The organism is Streptomyces sp. BE20, from assembly GCF_036322525.1.
GTDB lineage: Bacteria > Actinomycetota > Actinomycetes > Streptomycetales > Streptomycetaceae > Kitasatospora.
The window spans coordinates 1-260 of record NZ_JAQYWW010000099.1 but is presented as its reverse complement, the minus strand read 5'-3'; the positions used below and the strand labels follow the sequence as shown (position 1 = coordinate 260).

The 260-nt window shown below is 75.0% G+C and carries 1 protein-coding gene; it reads left to right on the top strand.

Annotation, left to right across the window (positions count from 1 at the left end; genetic code table 11):
* Positions 1-260 (top strand): SpnB-like Rossmann fold domain-containing protein (locus PUR61_RS00420; RefSeq protein WP_329874418.1); only part of this gene is annotated, 260 nt, incomplete at both ends.

The following is a 260-nucleotide window of genomic DNA, read 5'->3' as shown; positions in this document are numbered from 1 at the left end:
GACGGCGGGTGCCTCCGACGAGTCCGCCTGGGAGGTGCTGCGCGCGGAGGGGGACCTGGCCGTGACGCTGGCGGCCGTTCAGGGGTGGTTCGCGGACGAGTCCCGTGAGGGTGTCCGTCTGGTGGTCCTGACGCGTCGGGCGGTGGCCGTGGACGAGGGGGAGACGCCCGACCTGGCGACGGCCCCGGTCTGGGGTCTGCTCCGCTCGGCGCAGAACGAGTTCCCGGGCCGGATCGTGCTCGTGGACACCGACGGCGCCG